The organism is Spirosoma foliorum, from assembly GCF_014117325.1.
Classification (GTDB): Bacteria; Bacteroidota; Bacteroidia; order Cytophagales; family Spirosomataceae; genus Spirosoma; species Spirosoma foliorum.
Genome location: NZ_CP059732.1, coordinates 5,266,948 through 5,288,832, shown reverse-complemented (window position 1 = coordinate 5,288,832; position 21,885 = coordinate 5,266,948). Strand labels below are relative to the sequence as shown.

Sequence of the window (21,885 nt, the reverse complement as noted above, 5' to 3'; positions counted from 1 at the left end):
TAGGCTAATCTGGAGGAGTATTTCCGGGTAAAATCTTTAGAAGATATTGGCTGAAAAATAAAAAAGGCACCCTAGGGCGCCTTAACTTAAGTGTATTTATACGCTACCAGACAAAATCATCCAGTAGCTTCGGGCTGTTTAATTAGGATGCTGACTTCTGATTGTGGATGATTAACTTATCGACTTCCAGTTCACCAATTCGCAGCTTCCGGATATAACCCCGACCAACGCTTAACTGTCCAATTGCCAGTGCGCCAATAGCAAGCGCACCCATTGCCAGGGCTCCGGCGGCAAAAGCCCCTAAAGCCAGACGGCCTACAGCAGCCTGCCCCACGGCCTGCCTGCTTAGTTGTCGTGGTAACTTGAATCGTTTCATGGTTTTCGTTTTAACCAGAACTTATATTGCCTCGGCAGGTTTTATTGTATTATCCTACGGACCAAATTAATTGATGAACCGATTTTACGCCATTTTAGCCAACTCGCTGGTTGCCTCATTGACCAATAATCTTGTCTGGTTCGCGGTTACTTTCTGGGTTTACTTAGAGACTAAATCGGTGGTGGCCACCTCGTTGATGGCTGGTGTCTATTCAGGTACGGTAGCGCTTTCCGGTTTTTTCCTTGGCTCACTGGTCGATCGGTATAAGAAGAAGCTCTCAATGCTCATTTCGAGCCTTGGCTCGCTCGTTTTATACGGACTCTCGTTCCTCATTTTCATCACAACACCCGAAAAAATCTTTAAAGACCCCACCAGCCCGATTCTGTGGACATTTATCATTCTTTCCTTGGTAGGCGCCATCGCCGGAAACATACGGAGCATTGCCTTGTCGACGCTCGTGACGGTTCTGATACCTGAAGATGGTCGGGATAAAGCAAACGGGATGGTGGGCACCACAAATGGCGTTTCCTTTCTGGTTTCGTCGATTTTCAGCGGGCTAATTATCGGTTTTCTGGGTATTTTCTGGATGCTGGTTATCGCTATTGGTCTGACTGCTCTGGTGCTGATTCACCTTTGGCTTTTAGAGATTCCCGAAAAAGGAATTGCCCATGCCGAGGAGCATACCAAACGCATTGATATTCGGGGAACGATCAAGGCTATCAATCTCGTACCAGGCCTGTTTGCACTTATCTTTTTCAATACCTTCAACAACTTTCTGGGCGGTGTATTTATGTCGCTGATGGATGCGTACGGCCTGTCGTTAGTCACGGTTCAGACGTGGGGTATTTTGTGGGGTGTTCTGAGCCTTGGGTTTATTATTGGCGGATTGATCGTATCGAAAAAAGGCCTTGGCAAACAGCCGCTTCGCACCCTGTTTTTGTCCAACATCGCCATGTGGACAGTCTGCGTTTTCTTTACGATACAGGCATCGATTATTCTGCTGGCGGTTGGGATGTTCATTTATCTATGCCTCATTCCGGTTGTTGAAGCAGCCGAACAGACGATTCTACAAAAGCTGATTACGCCAGAGCGTCAGGGGCGGGTGTTTGGCTTTGCCCAAAGTATTGAGCAGGCAGCTTCCCCGATAACCGCGTTTATGATTGGTCCCATTGCGCAGCTCATATTCATTCCGTTCATGACCACCGGAGTGGGCGTAGAACTGATTGGTTCCTGGTTCGGGACAGGTAAGGATAGGGGCTTGGCTCTTTTATTTACGGTTACCGGATTGATTGGCCTCATCATTACGATTATAGCCATGAGGTCTAAAGCTTATGACACGCTATTGGCAAACTATCAAAAGCAAATCCAGCTCCAGCCGGAGGTAGATAATGGATAATGTAAAATGAATAACTAGGGGTTCATTATCCATTTTACATTATCCATTTCCTCCCTGTACAACTAATTTCTTGCCTTGTCGGGTCAAATACACTGAAATTAAGATTCCCAATCAGAATGTAACTGCTTCCCCAAATAAGCGATAGCACAATGAAATAAGCAATCAAGCAGAATTAGCTTAGGTTATTTTGAAAAGGCGTTTTTGTCATGCTGACGAAGGAAGCATCTTCGGGTGAGGCTATTTATCCGGCTACCAACGATGCTTCCTTCGTCAGCATGACAAAAAATAATCTAATGTATTTTAGTCCACCTACTTACATTCATTTGGTGTAGGTTTGAATGGTATGCATAATTGAAGGTGAGATATAGATAGATTTATCCCGTAGGGATTGAATGTTTATAGTGAAATAGCTAGGTTATCAGCCGCATGCCGTAGGTATGCAACTAGTGCGATTGTTGCATACCTACGGCATGCTCTACAAACTTACCCATTCTGTGTGCTATAAACATTTGATGCCTAACGGCATCCTAAAAGAAGGCCAACTAGTCATAACTCACATTGATCTAGTACTACTAGGTGTGCGGGGGTGAGGGGGCTACTTCTCCAGAACCGACGTCGGTTTGCCGGGTTCAGCCACGAAAAAGACTAACAATTTGGCCGGAACTGTCGAACTCGTATTTCGGGCTGAACTGTGCAGTCCATTGCTGAATTCATAGAACGTGTCCCCTTTCTTATACACACGGGTCTTGCCTTCGAAAGTAGATTCAAGTTCGCCTTCCAGGAGATAGCCAAACGTAGGGCAGGGGTGACGGTGTGCGGGAGAGGAGCTGTTAGGCGGATAGTCCACAATAAGCATCTGGACTTCTCGATTGTCGATCCCTTTTTCGTTCAATAACTGCTGACGAATGATAGAGCGCGTTACGTTCGTAGGGCTGTTGGTAGCCGCCGTATGGTCATGTTGAGCAAAGAGTTGGCCCGATAATGAACTCGCCAGTATGGCGCTGATAATGAGTAGTGTTTTCATGTGAGAGTTAAGGGGAAAACGTGAATGTACAAACCTATAAGGTTTCAAAAACCTTATAGGTTTGTGTTTTGACTGAACATCAATCCCGGTCGGCAACCATATGCGTGGCAATGGCAATGCGATTCCAGCTATTGATGGTGTTAATGACCAGAATGATTTGGGCTACTTTTTGCTCGCCAAGCAGGCTTACCACCTTATCATACACGTCGTCGGATACGCCCTTGTTGGTTAACTGCGTCAATTCTTCGGTGAACCGCAAAACCGCCTGTTCGATTTCGGTGAAAAAGGGCGTTTCCCACCAGGCACTCAGCGTATACAATCGTTGTTCGGTTTCGCCAATTCGACGGGCTTCTTTGGCGTGCATGTTCAGGCAGTAGCCGCAGCCATTCAATTGCGACACGCGCATTTTGATCAATTCGGTCAATATAGGATCAAGACCGAAGGAAGCCTGTTGTTTTACCGCTTCCATCATGGCCGTATAAACTCTGGGTTCTACTGCTTTAACGCTTAATCTGGTTTTCATGCTCTGTACTGTTTAAGTGAGCAACAGCCGCTTTTTAAGGCGTTTGTTGCCGTTTGTACTTGTGTTTTGTCTCGACAAATGTCTATCTTTCCTGGACTACTTTTATAGTCCAGATTGAACAAATAAAGTAGTCCAGCTATGCTCCTGTTCAAAGATTTTATTCAGATCGACAAAGACGCCGATACGGCCATTTATTTGCAGGTTGTTAATGCCTTAATTCAGCAAATTCGACGGGGGCAATTGCGAAGCGGATCGAAGTTGCCGGGTTCACGCGAGCTGGCCGAAGCGTTGTCTATTCATCGAAAAACCATCGTAGCGGCCTACGATGAGCTCATGGCGCAGGGCTGGATTGAGATGATTCCGCGGAAGGGAACCTTCGTTGTTCAGGATTTACCCGAGATCAAACCAAAGAAGCTGAAACAGCCTGAACCTGTGCTGCCATATCCAAGCCAAACGATTTTTACTATTCAGGAAAATCGACTTGGTTCGTTTCCGGTTGCGGTTATTCCAGACCCTAAAGCATTGGTCATCAATGATGGCTTTCCCGATACGCGCTTAGTTCCTACTGAGTCGCTACTGCGCGAGTTAAGAAGCGTGGGTCGGCAGACCGCTTTCCGACAATATCATATGTATGGGAATCCGGAAGGTACTGATTACCTGCGCGAAACGCTGGCGAATTTTCTGCGTGAAACCCGAGGCTTACCCATTTCGGCCGCCAACGCGATGATTACTCGTGGTGCGCAAATGGGTATTTACCTGACAGCTCAGCTGCTGCTGAAACCGGGCGATCAGGTTGTTGTGGGCGAGTCGAGTTATTTTGCTGCTACGCTCATTTGCCAGCAGACGGGCGCGCAAATCAATCGGGTTCCTGTGGATGAGTACGGTATTGATGTCGATTCAGTAGAGCAGCTTTGTAAAAAGAAGCGAATCCGGTTGTTGTACGTGATTCCGCATCACCATCATCCAACTACGGTGACCCTGCCGCCTGAACGGCGCATCCGGCTCCTTGAACTAGCCGCTACCTACAAGTTTGCTATTATTGAGGATGACTACGACTACGATTTCCACTACACCAGTAACCCCATACAACCCATGACCAGCCTCGACCATCACGGCAGCGTGATCTACATTGGAACGTTGAGTAAAACGCTGGTTCCGGCCATTCGGGTTGGGTTTATTGTGGCACCCGAAAATTTTATTCAGGCGGTTGCCAACTTACGTATGGCTATCGATCGGCAGGGCGACAGTATGATGGAAATAGCCATTGCTGAACTGTATCAAAACGGAACCATTAGCCGGCATATTCGGAAAGTGGTTAACCTCTATCGGGAGCGCCGAGACCATTTCTGTGCGTTGATGACCGATCAACTTGGCGATCGGGTTTCGTTCAAAATACCCGATGGCGGTATGGCCGTCTGGACAAAATTTACTGACAGCGACCTCCGGCAAGTTTCGGCGAAAGCGGCCACAAAAGGATTGATTATGAGCGATGGTCAGCGCTACAACACGGGCTCCATAAATTATAATGCTGCTCGATTGGGTTTTGCCTCGCTAAATCTGGCTGAACAAGATAGAGCAATTGAGATTATGGCAAGTTGTTTTTGATGGGCTCTGACACTGGCGCGAGTATTCACTCGTGCCTTTTACTATGGCAGGCATTCGCTTGCGCCAGTGAATACTGGCAAAATAAAAAGGCACGAGTGAATACTCGCGCCAGGCACCCGGATTGCTCCTGAATCCATGCAACAAACATATGTATCAAAACGTATAGTATTTATTCGAATAGTGCTACCATAAAGTGCCACCAGATACAAAAAAAGCCCTTTTTGCAACTAAAGTGGCATTAATTTGGAATATTTGTAGTTCTAAAATTCATCAACGTTAGATCAATGATTGAAACTGCTACACGAACCGATTTTCCTTCCGATCAACAGCTCTGGCAACGGTTTAGAGAAGGCGATCAGGTTGCTTTTGAGCAGATTATTGCCACTAATTACAACAGTTTGTTTCGGTTTGGCACCCGGTTTACCAAAGATGTTGGCCTGATCGAAGATTGTCTTCACGATCTATTTGTTTACCTCTGGGAAAAGCGCCAATCGCTCGGTGCGACCGATTCGATTCGAAAATATCTGTTCAAATCCTTCCGACACAAAATGCTGCTGGAGTTGCAGCGGGTGTATCGGCGGGGCTGGGTTTCTGAAGACGAAGCGGCTGAGATGGCTTCCGAGCAGAATTTTCAGGAAATACTTTTTCGTCTGGAAAAAGAGCAGTTGACCACGCACAAGGTGAAAGAAGCGATTAATCAATTGCCCGTTCGTCAGCAGGAAGCGTTGTACTTACGTTACTTCGAAGGGCTGGATGTGGATCATATCGCCCAGATCATGAACATTAACCGCCAGTCGGTCTCCAATCATCTTCATAAAGCGCTCACCTATCTGCGCGAACACTGGCAGGACTTTTCCATTTCTATGTTGTTTTGGTGCTTTTTTTAGTAATTGACTAAAAAAGATTCTAGTGATTCCATGGCTGCTTTTTGATTCTATAGGACACCTGATCGCCTATATATAAGCTTCTGAATCCAGAAGAAACTGCTGATTGCCAAAACAATAGAATCCAACGAATCTATAGAATCAACAGAATCTCTTTCACGCTATCAACGGCCCGTAGCCTCAATTCTTCAAAAAGAATCTAAAAAAAAGTTAAAAACGGAGGGTATATTTTTTTAGCTCGCTAATTGTCTGAATAAAGGGGTAAACAAGTAGCGTTTTTTGATGAAAACATTTAACCATTCCGAGCTAGGCGATTTTCTGGAGGACGAGACCTTTCGGCTGTGGCTGTTAGGTAAGGCCACACCCGGACTAGCGCAGGAATGGGAGGAGTTCCCCTATCGATATCCCGAGAAAGCGGCTACATTCAGAAAAGCGCAGGAAACACTGCGCGCCATTCAGGGCGATACGTTTGTGCTGCCATCGGCAAAGGTTCGGCAAAATATCCGGCAAATTATGGAGGCTATTGAACCCGTTTCAGTTAGTCAGCCGGTGGTTTGGTATCAGATGCCGATCTGGCGGTGGGCGGCTGCCGCTATGGTTCTGTTGGGCGTAACCTGGTTTAGCTGGCAACAGAATAGGTTAGACGCTAACACATCGGCCCGACTTTATCAGCAACTGGTCGCCACGGCCGAATCTCCCCTGGAGGAAGTTACGAACACAACCTTCCGCAGCCAACTGGTTATGCTTTCCGATGGCAGCTCGGTGCTGCTTCAGCCGAATAGTCGTATCAGTTACGCGAAGCAGTTCAATCAACACACAAAGCGGGAAATCTACCTGACGGGTGAAGCCTTTTTTGAAGTGGCTAAAAACCCGGAGAAGCCTTTCTTTGTCTACGCCGATAATCTGATTACCAAAGTGTTGGGTACCAGTTTTACCGTTCGGGCTAATGGTGAAAGTGAAGTCGATGTGATCGTGAAAACGGGGAAAGTGTCTGTGTTTACCCGGTCGGATAAAGAGCGAGTTGAAAAACAGCAATCCAAACAACTGACCGGATTAGTACTGACGCCAAATCAACGAGTGCAGTTTGATGAAGTTGGAAATCGCCTGTTACGCTCGTTGGTCGATTCGCCAACAGTGCTCGATATGCCCATTCAACAATCGATGTTCGAGTTTGGGAATACACCCATTACCCAGGTTTTTGCCTCACTCGAAAGAGCCTATGGTGTGGAGATTGTTTTCGATGCGGAGGTCATGAAAAACTGCTATCTGACGGCCTCGCTGGATGATGAACCCTTATTTGAAAAACTCAATATGATTTGCCAGACACTGGATGCTCAGTATGAGCAGATGGACGGGAAGATTTTAATTAGCAGCAAAGGATGTCAATGAATGCCCTAAAATTACTCAACACAATTTCTTAGCCTATGTCTGAAAAATAAGTACGCTTACCTCCAAAGAAAGAGTCAGCAATGCGCCAACATCACTGACTCCAGAGTTTTTCCCCACTTGCTCTCTTCGAAAAAAGCACCCCCTCCAACAGGGTAAGGAAATTTTATTGCCGATCTAAACCGACAAACAATTCAAAAGTATGACAATTCCAATACAAATGCAGCACAGGCTGCTCAAAATTATGCGAGTCAGTTTTTACCTGTTTTTTGTGGTAACAACGGTTGCTTCAATGGCACGGGCGCATGATACGTATGGTCAGGAATTACTTAACCGGCGCGTGAGTTTACAGCTCGCCAACCTGACCGTTGAACAGGCCATCAGTCGCATTGGCAAAGAAGTCGATGTGAAGTTCATGTATAACCCACGCATCTTCACACAGCAACGAATTGGAGCGCTTACGTTTACAAACGAAAGACTTTCCGATGTGCTCGATCGAGTGCTGGGCCCCGCTGCTATTTCGTATGAAGTAGGCGGGAAAACAATTATCCTGAAACGGGTAGCTACTGGACCAGAAAGCGGCCCAAACGTCGAAAAACCCGTTCCGCCCATAACCGTCACGGGGCGGGTTCTCGATGAAACCGGCGCTGGATTGCCAGGTGCCACCGTGTTGGTCAAAGGAACGAGCAACATTGGTACCGCAACCGACGCCGACGGTAAATTCTCGCTGAACGTACCCGATGGTAATGCAACCCTGGTCATTTCATCGATTAGCTATACATCGCAGGAAATCGCCATTAATAACCGCACAACCCTACCCGACATCAAACTGGCGTCGGACGTAAAATCACTGAGTGAAGTAGTCGTGGTTGGGTATGGTACGCAACGGAAAAAAGACCTGACCGGTGCTGTGGCTGTTGTGAACGTGGCTGAGCTTCAGACACAGCCAACCTCACAGATTACCAATCAGTTGCAAGGGCGCGCTTCCGGCGTTACAGTACTTGGATCGGGGCAGCCTGGTGAGGCTCCACAGGTTCGCATCCGGGGGTTGAATACCTTCGGAAATAACCAGCCATTGTACGTTGTGGATGGTGTGCCGACCCAAAACATCAACGACATCAACCCCAACGATGTAGCGTCTATGCAGGTATTGAAAGATGCCGGTTCGGCGTCAATCTACGGTTCGCGGGCGGCTAATGGTGTGATTATCATTACGACCCGTCGCGGCAATGGCAAAGTAAAAGTTCAGTACGATTCGTACTATGGCACCCAGATTCCGAAAAGCGGTAATGTTTGGAATTTGCTCAATCCACAGGAGACAGCACAACTGAAATTCAATGCGTTGCGAAATGCTAATCCAAATACGGCCATCAATGACCCCCTGTATGGTAGTGGCGCCACGCCCGTATTGCCGGACTATATTTCGCCACAGGGAGCCAAGGAAGGTGATGCATCTGTAAATCCTGCCTTGTATAATGTAAACCCAACCTACAACAGTGCCGATCAGTACAACTCGTTCTACCGGATTACACGGGCCAACAAAACCGGCACCGACTGGTTCCATGAGATTTTCAAAGCGGCACCGATCATGAGCCAGAACCTGGCCGTTAGTGGGGGAGGTCCACAAGGCAATTACCTGTTCTCGTTCAACTATTTCAATCAGCAGGGTACGCTGATCAATACCTATCTGAAACGGTACACGATCCGGTCGAACAGCCAGTACAACATTCGGGAAAACATCCGGGTGGGTGAGAACATTGCCTTTTCGGTGACGGATAACCCACGTGTTAACGCCTTGCAGGAAGGCAGCGCCATTGGTATGGCATTCCGGGAACAGACCATTATTCCGGTCTACGACATCATGGGTAACTATGCCGGTGGTTATGGACAAGGACTTGGAAACGCCAGCAACCCGGTAGCTGTTCAGCAACGAACCGCGAATAACAAGGGGTTGAACAACCGATTGTTTGGGAACATGTATGCTGAGATCGACTTCCTGAAAGATTTCACGGCACGCACGAGTTTCGGGGGTGAGATTTTCATGGGTAACTTCCATTCGTTCACCTACCCAACGTACGAGAACCAGGAGAACACGACGACCAACTCATATACCGAAAATACATTCAATGGGTCGAACTGGACCTGGACCAACACGGTACAGTATCAGCATAACTTCAACAACACGCACGATCTGAAAGTACTGGTTGGTACCGAAGCCTATAAGAATCAGGGCCGTAACGTAGGCGGTACAACGCAGAGCTATTTCTCCTTCGATCCGAACTTTACGAACCTCTCAACGGGGTCGGGAACACCAACCAACTACAGCAATTACTACGCTGATGCGTTGTTCTCACTGATTGGCCGGGTCGATTACTCGCTGAAAGACAAGTATCTATTTGGTGCAACTATTCGTCGAGATGGCTCGTCGCGCTTCCTGAACTATCAGTACGGCTGGTTCCCGGCGGTGAGCGCTGGCTGGCGGGCGTCGCAGGAAGACTTTCTGAAAGGTGTCACCTGGTTGAATGACTTGAAAATTCGGGGCGGTTACGGGATCATGGGTAACCAGTTGAACGTAGATCCTGCCAACGCCTACACGACTTATGGTGGAGACAGAACGTCGTCTTATTACGCCATCAACGGTTCGAACTCGGCTAATACCCTGGGCTTTCAGCGGACACGAATCGGTAACCCCGACGCTCGTTGGGAGAAAAACATCAACTCCAACATTGGCTTTGATGCCAGTTTGTGGAAAGGCAAACTCGATCTGACGGTTGATTATTACAACAAGGAAGTTCGTGATCTGCTGTACACACTCGAACTGGCAGGAACGGCCGGTTTAGGTACTGCCCCCGCTGTGAACGTCGCTAAAATGCGCAACCACGGTTTGGATATTGCCGCTTCGACCAACCTGAACATCACAAGTGATCTGAAGATAAACGCCACAGCTACATTCACGAGCTACAACAACAAGATTGTGTCGCTGGCCGATGGTATCGACTATTTCGATCAGGAAGGCCGTCGGTTCAATGGTAGTTACATTGTTCGTAACTCAGTTGGCCATTCTATCGGACAATTCTTTGGCTATAAAACCGCAGGGTTCTGGAACTCGCAGGCAGAAATTGATGCGGCTAATGCGCAGGCTCAGCAAAAGACGGGTAACTCGGCTGCTGTATATCAGAGCGACGTAGCGGTAGGTCGTTTCCGGTATGCCGACACCAACGGCGATGGCCAGATTACCGATGCTGACCGGACTTACCTGGGTAATCCAAACCCAAAATTCAGCTATGGTTTGAATCTGGGTGCTACCTACAAGAAGTTTGACTTCAGCATTTTCTTCTACGGAACGCAGGGTAACGATATCTGGAACAACGTACGCTGGTGGACTGATTTCAACGCGAATTTCCAGGGAGCCAAGAGCCAGACGGCTTTGTATAATTCCTGGACGCCCGAAAATCATAATGCCAAAGCGCCAATTCAGGAAACCGTTGGGTCGTTCAGCTCGGCCAACGTGCCTAACTCGTATTTCGTAGAAAACGGGTCGTACCTGCGAGCTAAAAATGCACAGATCGGCTATACGTTGCCCGCCAATTTACTGAAAAAGGCAGGTGTTGAGCGTCTGCGGGTGTACGTTCAGGCGGCTAACCTGTTCACCATCACCAAGTACTCGGGTCTGGACCCTGAAATTGGTACGACATCAAACACCAACAACAGCTCAGGTGGTAGTTTGAACCAGTCGTTCTCAAATACTACCTCATTTGGTATCGACGAAGGCGTTTATCCGAATCAGCGCCAGTTCCTGTTTGGCTTGAATGTGACGTTCTAACTCATTAACTCGACATACGATGAAAATACAACAGTATATAGCCATCCTGGCAGTTACGGCGGTCAGTTTGACATTTGATTCCTGTAAAAATAGTCTTGATATAGCCGCCCAGGGTGCCCTGAGTGACGAGACGCTGGCCACCGAAAGTGGGGTAGATGCGTTGCTTACGGGGGCCTATGCCGCGCTGGATGGTCAGTACAACAACGGCTCGGCACTGAACCTGAGTGGTTCCGATGCCTGGCAGGCATCGCCTAGCAACTGGGTATATGGAAGTATTGCTGGTGGTGATGCGCACAAAGGCAGTGACGGTAGCGATCAGCCAGCCATTGATGCCATTGCCAAGTTTACATCTGACCCCAGCAATGGTTTTTTTAACGGGAAATGGCGGACCGTATACGAGGGTATAAACCGGACGAACTCAACCTTACGAGTTCTGGCAAAGGCAACGAGTGTTTCTGATGCTAAACGGACCAGTTTTACCGCTCAGGCTCGTTTTCTGCGTGCCCACTATTACTTCGAGCTGAAGAAACTATTCAATAACGTTCCGTGGATCGATGAAACCATCGAAACATCGGCTGCCAGTTCGCAACCGAACAATGTGGATATCTGGCCGAAAATTGAAGCTGATTTGAAGTATGCCGTGGATAATCTGCCTGCCACTCAGTCAGACATAGGTCGGGCAAATAAATGGGCGGCAATGACTTATCTGGCCAAAGCCTATCTGTACGAGCATAAATATGCGGATGCAAAAACACTCTTCGATCAGGTGATTAGTTCGGGCGTTACCAGCAATGGACTGAAATATGCATTGGTGAATAAGTTCCACGATAACTTCGATGCTGCTACGGAAAATAATTCAGAGTCGGTGTTCGCGATTCAGATGGTGGCTAACGATGGTACCGGTACCATCGCCAGTGCCAATCAGGGCGATATGCTGAACTTCCCGTACGGGAACAGTCCATTCCGTTGCTGCGGTTTCTTCCAGCCATCGCAGGATTTGGCCAATTCGTACCGGACTGATGCAACTGGCTTACCGTATGTAGATGCTTACAATAGCCATCCTGTGAAGAACGATCAGGGCGTTGCGTCAAATCAGGCCTTTACGCCAGATGCTGATAATCTCGATCCTCGTATCGACTGGACTATTGGCCGCCGGGGTATTCCGTACCTCGATTGGGGCAATCACCCTGGTGCCGACTGGATTCGGAGCCCAGGTCAGACCTACGCTGGACCGTATTCGCCGAAGAAAAATATTTACATGCAGGCTACCCAGGACCAGTATGCTGATAACCACTCATGGGCACCCGGTACAGCAATCAACCTGAATTTGATTCGTTATGCCGACGTATTGCTGATGGCTGCCGAAGTAGAGGCTCAATTGGGCAATCTGGATCAGGCGCAAACGTATGTCAATCTGGTACGGGCACGGGCCGCTAATCCGGTCAACTTCGTGTACAAATATGCCAACGATGCAACGCCTTTGGCAGGTTACTCAACAACAACCGCAGCTAACTACAAAATGGCGGTGTACCCTGCTGGTAAGTTCACCGGGTTGGGTAAGGATGGTGCGTTGAAAGCTATCTATTTTGAGCGCAAACTGGAGTTAGCTATGGAAGGTCATCGCTTCTTCGATCTGGTCCGCTGGGGAACGGCAGAAGCAACGCTGAATGCGTTCTTTACCTACGAAAGTACGGTCACAACCGACATTCGGGGTGGCCACTTTACATCTGGCAAAAGCGATTATTTCCCAATTCCACAACGGCAGATCGACTTAAGCACATCGAGTGGTAAGTCGTCGCTGACGCAGAATCCAGGGTATAATTAATGAGTTTGTAAAACCTCAAAAGAGGCAGTCATCGTGCTGCCTCTTTTTGTTGTTAATACCTGGCGCGAGCATTTGCTCGCGCCAGTACGTACTCAACATGCGAAGACTATCTTTTCTCATTACAGAGCCTTGGTTCCTTCCATTACTAGGACTGTATATTGTTGTAGTCAGTTGTCAATCTAACAACGACTCAACAACGGCTAAAGACCCGGTTGCTGCCGAAGGCGAAAAACTAGCTCGTCAGTATTGCAGCACCTGCCATTTGCCCGTTCTCCCCGACGCACTCGACAAAGAAACCTGGAGCAAGCATGTTTTGCCCGAAATGGCCACCAAATTAGGGCTGGAAGTCTGGCAGAAGACTCATTATTATCCCTCACAAAACGCCACCATTTCGTTCGAAAACTGGACGAAGTTATTGGCGTACTATGAAAAATTCGCACCTGCGAAACCAATTAAAGCAACCCCACCAACTCCGCTGGTTAACGATTGGTCGATCTTCAGTCTTCGAAAGCCCGCTGAAATTAAAACCGAACTGGCTACTACGACTATGGTCGCCGTTGATTCGACTAGTGGTCAGATTTATTCCAGCAATGAAAATACGTCAGGACTTTATCAGTGGAATTCGGCCCTGAAACCAACCCTGATTCGTACCCTAAATTCGCCAGCTGTTCAGGCTCGATTTATACAGGCTGGCGGTTCTCATCGAGCGCTTCTGACCTGTATTGGAACGATGATGGCGGTTGATCGGCCCAGTGGTGAAGTTGTTGAGGTTGAGTTAGATAAATCGGCAACTAATCAACCTAGTACACTAGCAAGGCAATTGCCGCGTCCTATCCAATCAACACCAGCAGATTTTAACCATGATGGTCTGACGGATTATATCGTTTGTGGATTTGGTCATAATGCCGGTGGGTTATACTTGTTAAAGCAACTGCCCGATCGTCAGTTTGAGAAACAGGTTATCAAGGAAGCACCAGGCGCTACCCAAGTCATTACAGGTGATTTTAACAACGACGGCTGGCTCGATTTTATGGCTCTCTTCGCCCATGCTGACGAGGGTATCTGGTTATTTACCAACGATCAGCAAGGTGGTTTTAATGATCGTAATCTGCTTAAGTTTCCACCTGTTTACGGGTCTACCAGCTTTCAGCTAATCGATTTCAACAAAGATGGGCGATTGGATATTCTGTACACCTGTGGCGATAACAGCGATTATTCGCGGGTTCTGAAGCGGTTTCACGGCGTTTATATTTTCCTGAACAAAGGCAATAATCGTTATGAGCAAGCCTACTTTTACCCAATCAACGGCTGCACCAAAGCCGTTGCCGCCGACTTCGATCAGGATGGCGATCTGGATCTGGCAACCATTGCCTTTTTCGGTGATCTGCAAAACAACCCAGCCGAAACCTTCGTCTATTTCGAGCAGAAAAAATCACTGGATTTCAGTCCCCACGCTGTACCTGTACACCCCTATGGGCGCTGGATTTGTATGGATGTAAACGACCTGGATCGTGACGGCGATCTGGATATTGTGCTCGGCAACTACTCCCAGGGGTTTCTCAATGAAGTCGGATTTCAGCCTGATTGGAATGGATACTTGCCGTTGGTTGTGCTGGAAAATAAGGTTCGTTAATTTGTTTGATGGCGCAAGGCTCCAGCCTTGTGTCTACTATTCTCTGGCCTCTGGCTAAAAAAAAGTAATAATCAACCGGCCAGAGGCCGGAGAATAGTAGGCACGAGCGTAGACGCTCGCGCCATCGATACTACGCACTCAAGCTATATTTCTCCACCCACCGGGCCTTAATATCGGCCCTGGCCTGAATAAACTCTTTGTCTGTTCCCTGGGCAATGGCATCCAATGGATAGCGCAATGGACGCGTTCCTTTTTCCATGTCAACAAGGGCCAAAACACCGTCGGCGATGGTTTGTGGATTCATGTTGAACTCGGCCATTTTACCAAAAAATCCGGCCCCAATCGCATTGAATTTGGCCGTAGCTGAGTCACCGTATTCCGTTACGATCTCAGGCTTGTCGGCATTAAGACCCGCTTTTACGCCCGATGTCATTTCTGTCGGATAAACGCCTGGTTGGATGGTTACGTTTTCGATACCGTAATCAGCTAGTTCGTCCTGTAAGCCTTCGGTAATGGTTTCTACGCCAAATTTGGAGATCAGGTATGGAACCATAAAGGGAACTGTGAATCCGCTGGCTCCCGAGGTGAGGTTAATAACCAACCCGTTTCTTGCTTTACGCATGGCGGGTAAAACGGCCTGATAAGTGCGCAACACGCCATACAAATTAACCTCCAGCATCGCCCGAATCTGATCCAGCGAATAACCTTCCAGCAGGCCAAAACCACTTACGCCAGCATTATTCACCAGTACATCAATTCTGCCATATTTAGTTAACGTTTGTTCGATAGCCTGCTTCACCGATTCATCGCTGGTGATGTCCATTTCGACGACGTCAATATTGGGGAAGGCTGCCAATTCCTGCGCAACAGCGGCATTTTTGCCGGTTTTTCCACGCATGGTTGCAATCACGGTATGCCCCGCATTGGCTAGTGTAATAGCCGTTAATTTACCAAACCCAGTGCTTGTTCCTGTTATCAAAACTACTTGGGAATCAATGGTCTTTTTCATGGTCTTATTCTTGAATTTTCCTGTTGTATTATCTCTGTTTGAGTGATACAAAGGTGGGGAAGAACAAGGCCCTCGTCCATTGACATTTCGTAAGAAATAGCTTGATAAATGTCAATGATATTTTGTATGTAATTAATAATTAGTGATTTATATTTTGAGGTGTAGCGCGGACATCTTGTCCGCATAGCCGAATTCTAAAATTTCACTTGGGCTATGCGGACAGGATGTCCGCGCTACTTCTTCGCCATTTGGTTTCGGACTCGACTGAGGGTTTCGGCGGAGATGCCCAGATAGGACGCAATCATGTGCTGGGGAACTCGGTTGGCTAGTTCGGGACGGGTGGTGATGAAGTTCTGGTACTTTTCTTCGGCGGTATAGCTGATCGTCGCGTAGATTCTGTTCTGCGAAGCAATGAAACTCTTCTGGAGAATTGTTTGAATAAACTCGTTGAAGGAGGGGAGTTGCTGGCAGAGTTGATCGAAGTTTTCCTTGCTAATCAGTACAACTTCCGAATCTTCAATGGCATCGATATTACTGATAGCCGGATTGCCCGTTAGTAAACTATCGCGGTCACCAATCCACCAGTTTTCGGTGGCAAATGTCAATATGTGTTCCTGCCCTTTGGCATCGACCTGATACCTGCGAAGACAACCCTTAGCTATAAATGCATTGGATCGCCAGACATCACCTTCCTGCAATAAGTACTGGTGTTTTCGCAGTTTTTTGATGACACTCATCGCCCTTATCTGCTCAAAATCGGCTTCGGAGAGGCTAGTTTTACTGCTTAAATAGTTTCGGAAAATCTCGAACATACCTATTGGTCGACTTAACGAGCTAGTTCAATTTTGTACTTCTTTCCCTTCATTTTTTCGTCTTTGATCCGCTTCAGAAAAGCATCAACTTTGGCTTTTTTTACGGCCGCAAACGAGATGAAATCCTTTACTTCAATCAAGCCTAAATCGCCTTTTTCGAGTTGCCCCTTTTGAGAGAAAAAGCCAACGATATCGACCTTGTTAAGCTTGTTCTTCTTGCCCCCACTAATATAAATGGTCACAAATTCGGGCGGATTGGGTAAGGGCGAATTAGCGGGGAGTTCTAACGTTTCGAGTGATTTATCCAGATACGGTGGTCGGGGTTCATCACGGTGTAAAATCACATAAGCCGTTCCCGATGTCTGCATACGCGCCGTTCGACCGTTCCGATGAGTAAACTCGTGGGCGTGTGGCGGCAGATGGTAGTGAATCACGTGTTTCATTTCGGGAATGTCCAACCCACGAGCTGCCAGATCCGTGGTAACCAGATAAGTAACACTGCCGTTGCGGAACAGAATCAACGCCCGTTCGCGATCGTCCTGCTCCATGCCACCGTGATAGAAGGTCGAATAAATTCCCATTTCGTTCAGCAGGGCACTGGTTCGCTCGGCGGCATCCCGATGGTTGCAGAAAATCAGAGCTGATTCCGAATTCAGTGAGCAAATCAGTTGAAACAGCGTCTCAATTTTATCTTTTGCGTCCGAATTGACAATCTTAACGGTTAAGTTAGTCGATACGTCTTCGTTGGGCGTGAACGTTAGGGTTGTTGGAGCGTTGAGTTTAACAAAATCAGGGATGGTAATGCCCGATGTAGCCGAAACCAGCACCCGTTTCCGGAGATTACGCAGGCCGCTGATAATATAAGCCATCTCCTCCTGAAAGCCCAGTTCCAGCGATTTATCAAATTCATCCAGAACCAGCGTATGAATACCGTCCAGCGAGAAGGTTCGACGGGAAATGTGATCTGTAATTCGTCCGGGAGTGCCAATCAGTAGGGCAGGGGGATTACTTAGGTTCTTGATTTCGGTTTCCACCGGATGGCCTCCGTAGCACACGTTGACTTTATAACCCGTCGCCATTTTTTTCCAGACCTGTTCAATCTGCATGGCCAGCTCACGGGTGGGTGCCAGAATCAGGCATTGCACCTCATTCCGATTCGGTTTGAGTAGTTGGAGAACGGGAAGTAGAAACGCAATCGTTTTGCCGGAACCCGTCGGCGCTATCAGAAATGTATCGTTATCCTGTAAAATGGCTTTTTGAGCAGCCTCCTGCATCGGTTTTAACGCCGAAATACCGAGACTTTTCAGGGTTTGCTCCTGCTGTTGCGAACTTATCATACCCTAAAAGTACGGATTAAATTTCTGACAGGATTTACAGGATTAACAGGATGTGATACGACAAGAGAAATCGTATCCTCGGTCTGTGAGGACACCTAGAGTATACACACATTTTTTGAGCATGTTCAAAACTCCGTTAGGAGTCTCCTGTTAATAGTAAATAGAGAACTAATCGTACCCTGAAGCGCCGTAGGTGCGACCGATATGAACAGAATTAGGTCGCACCTACGGCGCTTCAGACTTCTACTAAGCGACAATGCCTATTGACAGGACGCCCTTACAGGGCTGATTAGCCTAAGTCTGAGATGTGTATACACTCTAGGTGTCCTCACCGCTTGTAAATCAACCTTAGTCAAAGCGTTCTATGAAGAAACAGACCGAGGATATGGGATACGGATCTCTTCAGATTCAATAAAATCCTGTTTTATCCGAACGTCGGCCCGGCTGTAAATCCTATCAGAAAAACCTATCCTGCAATGAGTTCATGGAATAGCCGTACCTTTACAAACTGGTAGACAATGAGCACGCTATGACGTTTGATGAACTGAATCTGAATAAACCGCTGAGTAATGCCCTGGAAGACCTGGGCTACACGACACCCACAACCATTCAGCAGAATGTGTTTTCGGTTGTTATGTCGGGACGGGATGTGTGCGGACTGGCGCAAACAGGAACGGGGAAAACACTGGCGTATCTGCTGCCCTGCCTTCGTCAGCTCCAATTTTCGAAAGAGAAACTGGCCCAACTTCTGATCATCGTTCCCACGCGCGAACTGGTCGTGCAGGTGCTGGAAACGGTGAACCAATTAACTGCCTACATGAACCTGACAGCGGTTGGCGTGTATGGGGGCGTCAATCTGAAACCACAGGCGGCTGAAGTGCAGAAAGGCATGGATATCCTGGTCGCTACGCCCGGTCGGCTGGTCGATCTGTTGTCGAATGGTACATTCAAAACGAAGGCGATCAAAAAACTGGTCATCGACGAAGTGGATGAAATGCTGGATCTTGGGTTCCGTACGCAGCTAAAAATCATTCTGGACCTACTACCACCCAAGCGACAAAACCTGCTGTTTTCAGCTACACTAACGATTGAGGTTGAGAAGTTAATCGAAACGTTTTTCAACAATCCGGTTCGGGTAGAAGCCGCGCCAGTTGGAACACCCCTGGAAAACATTGCGCAATCGGCTTATGAGGTTCCTAACTTTTACACAAAAATTAACCTCCTGAAATTGTTGCTGAATCAGGACGCCACAATGACTAAAGTGCTAGTCTTTGTGGCAACCAAGCAACTGGCCGATCAGGTTTATGAAGAAATGGATGCCAAATTTCCTGGTCAGCTAGGAATTATTCACTCGAACAAGGCACAAAATCAGCGATTTGAGGCTGTTGATAACTTTAAGTCGGGCGCGTTTCGTATTCTGATTGCTACGGATATCATCGCTCGCGGATTAGACGTAGCTGAAGTGTCGCACGTGATCAATTTCGATATGCCCGACGTGCCGGAAAACTATATCCACCGGATTGGCCGAACGGGGCGCGCCGACCAGAAAGGCATTGCAATAACCTTCATCACACCTGCCGATGAGGAGAAACAGGAGGCCATCGAAGCGTTGATGAATTACCAGATTCCGCTAGTACCATTACCGGAAGATCTGGCCATTTCGGAGGTGCTTACAGAGGCTGAAAAACCGAAGGTTCACATGAAAATGCCAGAGGTAAAAGCACCTAAACGCGAAGACGTTGGGCCAGCTTTTCACGAGAAACTGGCTAAGAATAAAAAAGTAAATGTCCGGCGCGATCACGCAGCCGAAAAAATGTTAAAATATGGTCGACCCATTAAACGAAGCGGAAAAAAATAACGCAACGTTCGCATCGCTGGGCTTGTCGGAGCCGCTTGTGAAAGCCGCTGCAGAGCAACTATACACGCGTCCTTATCCCATTCAGCGAGACGCTATTCCATCCATTCTACGCGGAAAGGACATTCTGGGTATCGCCAAAACAGGGTCTGGAAAAACCGCCAGTTTCGTGCTGCCGATTCTGGAATTGTTCCATCGAACAAAAGAAGCCAGTGGTCGATACGCCAGCGTGTTGGTGCTGGTGCCCACACGCGAATTGGCTGGTCAGGTTGCCGATGTGTTTCAGACGTTGGGTGTACACCTGTTTCCGAAAGTAAAAACCGTGGCCGTTTACGGGGGCGTATCCATCAATCCGCAAATGCAGGCGGTGTATGGCGCTGATATCATTGTAGCCACACCCGGTCGATTACTGGATTTGCTGGACCAGCGCGCCCTGCGTTTATCTGATGTCGAAATTCTGGTGCTCGATGAAGCCGATAAAATGCTTGAACTCGGCTTTGCCGACGAAATGAGCAAGTTGTTTGCGTTGTTGCCCAAAAAACGCCAGACAATCCTGTTTTCGGCCACATTGGGCGATGCCATTCAGGACATCAACGCAACACTCTTACGAACACCGATTAAAATTGAGGTTGTCGAAGAAGAAACCAATCTTGACCTGATTGAACAACTGGCCTATAAAGTTAACGCCGAACGCAAAGGCCCGCTGTTACGGTACCTGATCAAGACCGAGAAAATGAAGCAGGTTCTGGTCTTTGTTTCATCGACCCGAACGGCTGACAATCTGGTTGTTAAACTGACGAAGAACGGAATACAAGCCGCTGCTATTCATGGTCAGAAAGGACAGAATATCCGAACCGAAGTACTTCAGAAATTCAAGGCAGGTCAGCTTACTGTAATGGTCGCCACCGATTTACTGGCGCGCGGCATTGACATTCAACTACTCCCGTACGTCATCAACTTCGATTTGCCCCGATCTCCTAAAGATTACGTTCACCGAATTGGCCGGACAGGTCGCGCGGAAGCGAAAGGGAAAGCCTTTTCGTTGATTACGCCCGATGATGAACATCATTTCAAAATCATCCAGAAAAAGATGGGCAAACGAGTCGAGCAGATCGATAGCGCCGACTTTGATTTGCAAGGGTATTGATTCCAAACCTATAAGGTCTTCGAGACCTTATAGGTTTACTTAAATTTCCGGCGGTTAAACAAGCTCGATAGTTGTCCCCAAACGTTAGTCGTTGACCGATGCTGGGGTTCGCTGGTCAGATTCCGCGTAGTATCATCAGCCAGGGAGTCTGACGAAAGCTGCCTTCTTATGGAGTTAATGACAGCTTCGGATGGCTTTTTGGCGTAAATGCTCTGTACGGCTTCGATGGGAATCGTAACTTGTTTATTACCCGCTTTCGTTTTTACCAAAACAGAATAATGCAAGTCATCTTTGACCGTATGTTCGAGGTACTGGACGGCTCCACCCATACCTAATAACAACTCGATTGGCTCTTTGTCGGATTTGTAGTGTGCGTTCATGGTTATTACCTTGTGTTATCGGATTGATAGTCAATCCGAAGGATACCGCTACAATGACACGTTCTGGAGCGGAAAGCTGCAAACACACGGATTTAAATGAGCGCAATCGTGTGAATTTTTGCTGCCTGAACCGCTAACTTGATTGGAATAAACAAAGCCCGACGATTGCCGGGCTTTGTTGTTGATTTCATGTGTTTTCCTTAGTTCATCGCAATAGTCCGAGCCACTTGCTGAACAGGCTGCGATGACACATTCAGTTGCTTAACGATACTGCCTTCGTTCGATTTGATTTCCAGTTCATACTCGCCATCAGCCAAATCATTGACATTCAATTTAACGGTGTACTTGTCTTCTTTTTTGCCAATGTTGTGCTGATAAAGTACGTCGTGGTTTTTGTTCCGGAGTACCACTTCAATTGGGGTTTCGGCCGACTTACGAACGGCTACCCGAATCTGATGATCGGCAGTTACAAAAGCACTTGCGTCGAATGACAGCGTTTTAGGGGTCGTAGGATTAAACAGGGTTGAAGCGCTTAACAAAAGTGATGCGGCAACTTTAGTCATTAGTGGTAACATGGTAGTAGTTGTTTAGTGTTTGTGTTGTTTACTGAGTTGCTATCATTAAGTCAATGAGCGTGCCAAAACTTTAATTGTATTGATTATCAATGAATTATAATTTGTGCCAATTCGTTGGTACGTCCGCAACCGGACAAATTCTGTTCACTTGCGGACAAAATCAGGGCAATTGATCACTGCTAATTAGTAAGAGAGGAAAATTGGATAAAAGCGTGTAGAAAGGTCAGCGTGACTGATGATTTTTTCGTCTTTTTGAGCGGATAGGAAGCAGTGAATTTTGTGTAAATCGAAAATC

Annotated in this window: 17 protein-coding genes; 9 read left to right on the top strand and 8 right to left on the bottom strand. The window is 47.5% G+C overall.

What is annotated here, in order from left to right; genetic code table 11:
• Positions 1-142 precede the first annotated feature (142 nt).
• Positions 143-376 (bottom strand): hypothetical protein, encoded by a 234-nt coding sequence (locus H3H32_RS22460; RefSeq protein ID WP_182457854.1) that lies wholly within the window; start codon positions 374-376, stop codon positions 143-145.
• A gap of 73 nt (positions 377-449) precedes the next feature.
• Here H3H32_RS22460 and H3H32_RS22455 point away from each other — a divergent pair, with 73 nt between their 5' ends.
• Positions 450-1,772, top strand: a complete 1,323-nt coding sequence (locus H3H32_RS22455; RefSeq protein ID WP_182457853.1) for an MFS transporter — start codon at positions 450-452, stop codon at positions 1,770-1,772.
• 595 nt (positions 1,773-2,367) lie between these two features.
• Here H3H32_RS22455 and H3H32_RS22450 read toward each other — a convergent pair.
• Both H3H32_RS22450 and H3H32_RS22445 read right to left on the bottom strand, forming a co-directional pair.
• A complete protein-coding gene (locus tag H3H32_RS22450; RefSeq protein WP_182457852.1) occupies positions 2,368-2,796 on the bottom strand; it encodes a cupin domain-containing protein in 429 nt (142 codons plus the stop codon).
• Between the two features lie 79 nt (positions 2,797-2,875).
• On the bottom strand, positions 2,876-3,319 hold the full coding sequence (locus H3H32_RS22445) for a carboxymuconolactone decarboxylase family protein (protein WP_182457851.1): 444 nt from the start codon (positions 3,317-3,319) through the stop codon (positions 2,876-2,878).
• 138 nt (positions 3,320-3,457) lie between these two features.
• Between H3H32_RS22445 and pdxR the strand changes: the two genes are divergently transcribed.
• From pdxR to H3H32_RS22415, 6 genes are all read left to right on the top strand, one after another.
• On the top strand, positions 3,458-4,924 hold the full coding sequence (pdxR, locus tag H3H32_RS22440; RefSeq protein WP_182457850.1) for a MocR-like pyridoxine biosynthesis transcription factor PdxR: 1,467 nt from the start codon (positions 3,458-3,460) through the stop codon (positions 4,922-4,924).
• 284 nt (positions 4,925-5,208) lie between these two features.
• Positions 5,209-5,811 (top strand): RNA polymerase sigma factor, encoded by a 603-nt coding sequence (locus H3H32_RS22435; RefSeq protein ID WP_182457849.1) that lies wholly within the window; start codon positions 5,209-5,211, stop codon positions 5,809-5,811.
• 279 nt (positions 5,812-6,090) lie between these two features.
• Positions 6,091-7,197: a FecR domain-containing protein gene (locus tag H3H32_RS22430; protein WP_182457848.1), complete on the top strand. Its 1,107-nt coding sequence runs from the start codon at positions 6,091-6,093 to the stop codon at positions 7,195-7,197.
• Positions 7,198-7,396: 199 nt separating this feature from the next.
• Complete coding sequence (locus tag H3H32_RS22425) at positions 7,397-11,017, top strand: SusC/RagA family TonB-linked outer membrane protein (protein WP_240543460.1); 3,621 nt, start codon at positions 7,397-7,399, stop codon at positions 11,015-11,017.
• Positions 11,018-11,036: 19 nt separating this feature from the next.
• Positions 11,037-12,842: a RagB/SusD family nutrient uptake outer membrane protein gene (locus H3H32_RS22420; protein WP_182457847.1), complete on the top strand. Its 1,806-nt coding sequence runs from the start codon at positions 11,037-11,039 to the stop codon at positions 12,840-12,842.
• Positions 12,843-12,939: 97 nt separating this feature from the next.
• Positions 12,940-14,475, top strand: coding sequence for an FG-GAP repeat domain-containing protein (locus H3H32_RS22415; protein ID WP_182457846.1), 1,536 nt, complete (start codon positions 12,940-12,942; stop codon positions 14,473-14,475).
• A 130-nt stretch (positions 14,476-14,605) separates the two neighbouring features.
• Here H3H32_RS22415 and H3H32_RS22410 read toward each other — a convergent pair whose 3' ends face one another.
• The 3 genes from H3H32_RS22410 to H3H32_RS22400 form a co-directional block, all read right to left on the bottom strand.
• Positions 14,606-15,484, bottom strand: coding sequence for an SDR family oxidoreductase (locus H3H32_RS22410; protein ID WP_182457845.1), 879 nt, complete (start codon positions 15,482-15,484; stop codon positions 14,606-14,608).
• Between the two features lie 233 nt (positions 15,485-15,717).
• Positions 15,718-16,296 carry a Crp/Fnr family transcriptional regulator gene (locus tag H3H32_RS22405; RefSeq protein WP_182457844.1) on the bottom strand — a complete coding sequence of 193 codons (579 nt, stop codon included), beginning with the start codon at positions 16,294-16,296 and terminating at the stop codon, positions 15,718-15,720.
• Positions 16,297-16,310: 14 nt separating this feature from the next.
• Positions 16,311-17,633 (bottom strand): DEAD/DEAH box helicase, encoded by a 1,323-nt coding sequence (locus H3H32_RS22400; protein WP_182457843.1) that lies wholly within the window; start codon positions 17,631-17,633, stop codon positions 16,311-16,313.
• A gap of 529 nt (positions 17,634-18,162) precedes the next feature.
• On the opposite strand from H3H32_RS22400, the gene H3H32_RS22395 reads away from it, so the two are divergent.
• The gene (locus H3H32_RS22395; RefSeq protein WP_182457842.1) at positions 18,163-19,491 is read left to right on the top strand and encodes a DEAD/DEAH box helicase; all 1,329 of its coding nucleotides are present in this window, start codon (positions 18,163-18,165) and stop codon (positions 19,489-19,491) included.
• A complete protein-coding gene (locus H3H32_RS22390) occupies positions 19,457-20,635 on the top strand; it encodes a DEAD/DEAH box helicase (protein WP_182457841.1) in 1,179 nt (392 codons plus the stop codon). Before H3H32_RS22395 ends, H3H32_RS22390 begins: the two co-directional genes overlap by 35 nt.
• Positions 20,636-20,670: 35 nt before the next feature.
• Here the strand turns inward: H3H32_RS22390 and H3H32_RS22385 are convergent, their stop codons facing one another.
• Together H3H32_RS22385 and H3H32_RS22380 are read right to left on the bottom strand one after the other, a co-directional pair.
• Entirely contained in the window at positions 20,671-21,015 is a 345-nt protein-coding gene (locus tag H3H32_RS22385; RefSeq protein WP_182457840.1) for a hypothetical protein, read from the bottom strand.
• A gap of 200 nt (positions 21,016-21,215) precedes the next feature.
• Positions 21,216-21,590: a DUF3244 domain-containing protein gene (locus H3H32_RS22380; protein ID WP_240543459.1), complete on the bottom strand. Its 375-nt coding sequence runs from the start codon at positions 21,588-21,590 to the stop codon at positions 21,216-21,218.
• Between the last annotated feature and the right edge of the window lie 295 nt (positions 21,591-21,885).

Coding starts and splice junctions, on each gene's coding strand:
- H3H32_RS22460 (WP_182457854.1), bottom strand. CDS start 376: ATGAAACGATTCAAGTTACCACGACAACTAAGCAGGCAGGCCGTGGGG.
- H3H32_RS22455 (WP_182457853.1), top strand. CDS start 450: ATGAACCGATTTTACGCCATTTTAGCCAACTCGCTGGTTGCCTCATTG.
- H3H32_RS22450 (WP_182457852.1), bottom strand. CDS start 2,796: ATGAAAACACTACTCATTATCAGCGCCATACTGGCGAGTTCATTATCG.
- H3H32_RS22445 (WP_182457851.1), bottom strand. CDS start 3,319: ATGAAAACCAGATTAAGCGTTAAAGCAGTAGAACCCAGAGTTTATACG.
- pdxR (WP_182457850.1), top strand. CDS start 3,458: ATGCTCCTGTTCAAAGATTTTATTCAGATCGACAAAGACGCCGATACG.
- H3H32_RS22435 (WP_182457849.1), top strand. CDS start 5,209: ATGATTGAAACTGCTACACGAACCGATTTTCCTTCCGATCAACAGCTC.
- H3H32_RS22430 (WP_182457848.1), top strand. CDS start 6,091: ATGAAAACATTTAACCATTCCGAGCTAGGCGATTTTCTGGAGGACGAG.
- H3H32_RS22425 (WP_240543460.1), top strand. CDS start 7,397: ATGACAATTCCAATACAAATGCAGCACAGGCTGCTCAAAATTATGCGA.
- H3H32_RS22420 (WP_182457847.1), top strand. CDS start 11,037: ATGAAAATACAACAGTATATAGCCATCCTGGCAGTTACGGCGGTCAGT.
- H3H32_RS22415 (WP_182457846.1), top strand. CDS start 12,940: ATGCGAAGACTATCTTTTCTCATTACAGAGCCTTGGTTCCTTCCATTA.
- H3H32_RS22410 (WP_182457845.1), bottom strand. CDS start 15,484: ATGAAAAAGACCATTGATTCCCAAGTAGTTTTGATAACAGGAACAAGC.
- H3H32_RS22405 (WP_182457844.1), bottom strand. CDS start 16,296: ATGTTCGAGATTTTCCGAAACTATTTAAGCAGTAAAACTAGCCTCTCC.
- H3H32_RS22400 (WP_182457843.1), bottom strand. CDS start 17,633: ATGATAAGTTCGCAACAGCAGGAGCAAACCCTGAAAAGTCTCGGTATT.
- H3H32_RS22395 (WP_182457842.1), top strand. CDS start 18,163: ATGACGTTTGATGAACTGAATCTGAATAAACCGCTGAGTAATGCCCTG.
- H3H32_RS22390 (WP_182457841.1), top strand. CDS start 19,457: ATGGTCGACCCATTAAACGAAGCGGAAAAAAATAACGCAACGTTCGCA.
- H3H32_RS22385 (WP_182457840.1), bottom strand. CDS start 21,015: ATGAACGCACACTACAAATCCGACAAAGAGCCAATCGAGTTGTTATTA.
- H3H32_RS22380 (WP_240543459.1), bottom strand. CDS start 21,590: ATGTTACCACTAATGACTAAAGTTGCCGCATCACTTTTGTTAAGCGCT.